Here is a 3,872-nt window from a genome sequence, read left to right on the forward strand (position 1 = left end):
TGGAATTGACAAATACTTATGTTTCAAATATTCAAAACCCTAATTGGCAACTGAACCCTTCAACTACTTATCAATTTGTAGAGGAAACATATTACATGCGACAATAGGTGATCATTTAAGGAATAAACTTCACCTTGATAACAACGTTTTCTAATTCAAGAAATTGGGTATTTCTTACTTTATAGAAGGTGTTAAAATCTTGAATTAAGGCAAGATATTTTTTCAATAAATTAATTTTTCAAATTCAAGAATATTGATTTTTTATCTTTTATAGAGGTCTTGAAATTCCTGAATTGAGATTATCATTTTTCCAATTTTTAGTCAATTATTCCTTTTATAAGGGATTTACAAGTTTTTGTTATTTTTTGGAAATGATGATAGTTGATGTTTTTTGGTTCTTCATCCTTACTTCTTAAAAGGTGAAACTGTTAATTTAACTTTTCATTTTTGCTACACCTTTTCAATAAAATGGGTTATTAAGCCCCTTTTTTCTAACTGTAGCAAAATTTTAAAAATGATGATTCTTTCACTTTACTTCAACTTTCCCTTACTTTTTATACGGCAACAAGCCTAATTTGCACTTTTACTTTTTTCCAATTTTTGTTGAAAAACATCTATTATATAGACAATTACAAGAATTATGAAATTATTGGAAATCGCTATTTTTTGATTTGTTGAGGTTTTGGATGGTCTCCTCCCTTACTTCTTACAGGGTAAGACTTCTGATTCAATGATAAAGCAAGGTATGGAGTTACCGACAGTTGAGTTTTGAAATGCTATTTATAAAGGTAAATTGACTAAGTGTCGGGAGATTGATTTAAGTGTAAAATAATAAGTTTGATTAGGTTTTATCCAAATTGTTGCCTTTTAATGAGTGAATCTGTGAGTTGATTTACTTTGGTAGGTCAATTTATGGCAGGTTAAGATTTCTGATTTATACCAGGTCAAAACAAGCTAACTCTGCTAAATTTTTGATACGTTGAATATAATTTGTCTTAAATTAATTTGAAGCTACTAAAGATGTTTCATGACTAAATATTTACCCAATGTTCCTTAAGTTCCCAAAAGCATTCTGCTGTCGCCTTTGCATCGCACAATGCATTATGAACTCCAAAGAATTCTGTCCCAAACAAAGCCTTGTAAAGCGCCTCAAGAGAAAGATAATTATCATCGCCGTATTCGGGGTTCTGAAACAAACCACTTGTTGACTTCATTGTACAAATTGGTTTCGGATGTTTAAGGTAATTTTCAGGTAGTAAAGCATTATCCATTTCCCATTTTAAAATCTCTATATCAAAGTCAATGTTATGTCCGACAATATATTCTGCGAAACTTAAATGAACGTCTAATTCTAAAAGGACTTTTTTCAAATCAGTTCCAAACTGAGACGCTAAAGCACTTGTAATGTGATGAATTTTAATAGCTTTCAATGGAATTTCTATCGACCGTACATCAATTAAATAATTCCTTTCGAAAAGGTATTTACCATTTCGGTCATAAGCTACCCAAGCAATTTGTACGGCTCTTGCGGGCCGAGAAGTTTGAAAATAATCATCATTTAATAGTCCTGTCGTTTCAACATCAATAAATAAATACCAAATATCCTTATCTATTGATTTAGAATATTCACTTTTCGTATATCTTGAATGAGGTTGAGGTTTAATATAGAAGACACCATTATTTATATAAACAGATTCGGAGTCTATATAATCAATTAGATACTCGCTTGAGGCTGTTAGTGGTATTTCAAGGACACCTTCTTGCTTGAAATCTTCTTTGTCTGGAAACTCAACATAGTCCAGTGAATCTTCACTACTAGGCTTTCTTATTTCACAAAAATCGGTAACATTAAACGTATAATCGTTCCGTAAAAGTCTTTTAAACTGCAATTTACTATTATCATGCCCTTGATTATTTGAACAGACAAGAGCAGCCAAATTATAAATCCTTTCGATAGGAATGTATAAAATATCTTGAGTCGGTATTTCATTATGAAGGAATTTATATTCGCGTAAAGACCTATGTTTTGATGGGGGAATAACAACGTGATTTCGCCATCTTAATTCAAGTCTATCGAAAACTTCACTATAAAAGCCGCTTGAACAAAACGCTTTGGTTCTTGAGTCATTTGATCTAATATTATGTTCTTCTGCTCTTATAAAAATATGAAACCCTTGACAACTTCCAGTTAACGATATCCAATCATAATCAAAAGGTAATCCGAGGGTTTTTAAGCAAACTGTAATTAAATTGAAGTCTTTCACACCATCAAAATCTAAACACCGAATATTATTATTCCCTAAAATAACACCTAAACCGGTTGCAGAATCCCACTTATATGAAAGAAGTTCTTCAACAGTTTGTCTCTTTTCAATTAAATGATGCCATGAATGATAGGGACATTTTAGAAAATCTTGATTAATCGTTTCTTCGAAAGATTCTTTGCCGTTTATACATGAGACATTAAATCCTAAATTATAAAAATAATTCGCATGTAGAAATAACTGTAATTGATTAGGGTGCATAGTTCTTTTTATTGTCTTAAGATTTTTGGTTCCAGTTTCAGATACTAATTTATAAGAAATACGATAATCATTATATTACTTTGAATAATAAATTGGAAAACCAATCATTGCTAACAGTTATGTTTTCAATAATTTCAGTCTGGACTCAAGCTCAAATTCTTTTTATTACTTTAACTTTTCCAATCCAATGAAGTGTAGGCATAGTTTATTTTGAACTGATAAAGATAGTTAATCAATGTAGACCAGCAATCAAACAATTCGAAATAAGATAACCTTAAAAGAGGCTTATCTGCACACCACTGATAGGGATAGTTGCTCTGACAGGTTCAAAGGGTGTATTGAATGCTGACTTTACTTCAACTTTCTGATTTGGTTTAAGCCAAATGTAACTCAATTCAGGTTCGGTAAATTCAATAAAGTAAGGCATGTGATAACCATCAACTAATGTTGTACTGGTTTTATATCCATTGTAAAAATCATTGCTTAGGGTATTCATGTGAGCTATTTCACCTTGTAATGAGTTAAGCAGCATATTTATCAAAGCCATTTTACAACATGTACTGTCCAGGTCTGCACCATAGAATTTTGAATGACGATTAAGTTTTGCTGATGCTAAAAGCATTCTACCTGAACCACAAGCTGGATCACAAATTGTTTCTCTGCTTTCAAGGGCTTCACCTATAGTCATAGCTGAAATCATTTCACATACCGGTGTCGGCGTAAAATATTGACCATTGAAGCCATTAGAAATAGCTTGCATGTATAATTCACCAAGTGGATCGTTAAAATCTTCTGACAGATCACCTATTAAGGTAATGAGCTTTACTAACTGGTCAACCTTTGGATGGGATTTGTAAGTTTCAAGGGCCTGGTTTTGTTCCTCAATTGTGTTGTACTTCTTAAACGGTAACAAGGTCCAATCTATTAGTTCGGTAAATGCAGTGTGTAGAGATTGGCCGTAAGCGTATCGTTCAAAGGCTGTTAGCAGTTGTTTAATTTCCATAGCAGTAAGTTTTAATCCGAGTGAATTCTCGAACAGACGAACTGCTGAACAGACGAATTAAGGCAAGGTGGAGAGCTAAGAAAATGTGGAGGCTCCTGTAAGGATACCCATTTTCGTGATACTACCTTGAAACGTTAGTGGCTGTATTTGGCTGTTTCAGCTAACTTTGTGGAGAGAATCAATAACTCATTCCGCTACAATATCTTGCTGTGTACTTTGGAATGACAAGTAGGGCAAAGCGCCAATAAGTCTTCGATGGGTTCATTAAATAAATGTTCATAGGTAAGGTGATGTATGTCCACCGCAGGCTTTTGTTTACAATGTTGGCATAGGTTCATGTCTCT

The 3,872-nt window shown here is 32.9% G+C and carries 3 protein-coding genes; all 3 read right to left on the reverse strand.

Annotation, left to right across the window (positions count from 1 at the left end):
• Positions 1-1,031 precede the first annotated feature (1,031 nt).
• Positions 1,032-2,525: an exonuclease domain-containing protein gene (locus VIM70_RS19565; protein WP_291112030.1), complete on the reverse strand. Its 1,494-nt coding sequence runs from the start codon at positions 2,523-2,525 to the stop codon at positions 1,032-1,034.
• Positions 2,526-2,799: 274 nt separating this feature from the next.
• Positions 2,800-3,528, reverse strand: coding sequence for an N-6 DNA methylase (locus tag VIM70_RS19570; RefSeq protein ID WP_291112027.1), 729 nt, complete (start codon positions 3,526-3,528; stop codon positions 2,800-2,802).
• Between the two features lie 194 nt (positions 3,529-3,722).
• Positions 3,723-3,866 carry an HNH endonuclease gene (locus VIM70_RS23485; RefSeq protein WP_414648731.1) on the reverse strand — a complete coding sequence of 48 codons (144 nt, stop codon included), beginning with the start codon at positions 3,864-3,866 and terminating at the stop codon, positions 3,723-3,725.
• Between the last annotated feature and the right edge of the window lie 6 nt (positions 3,867-3,872).

The sequence above is a fragment of the Clostridium sp. genome (assembly GCF_036569345.1).
Classification (GTDB): Bacteria; Bacillota; Clostridia; order Clostridiales; family Clostridiaceae; genus Clostridium_AD.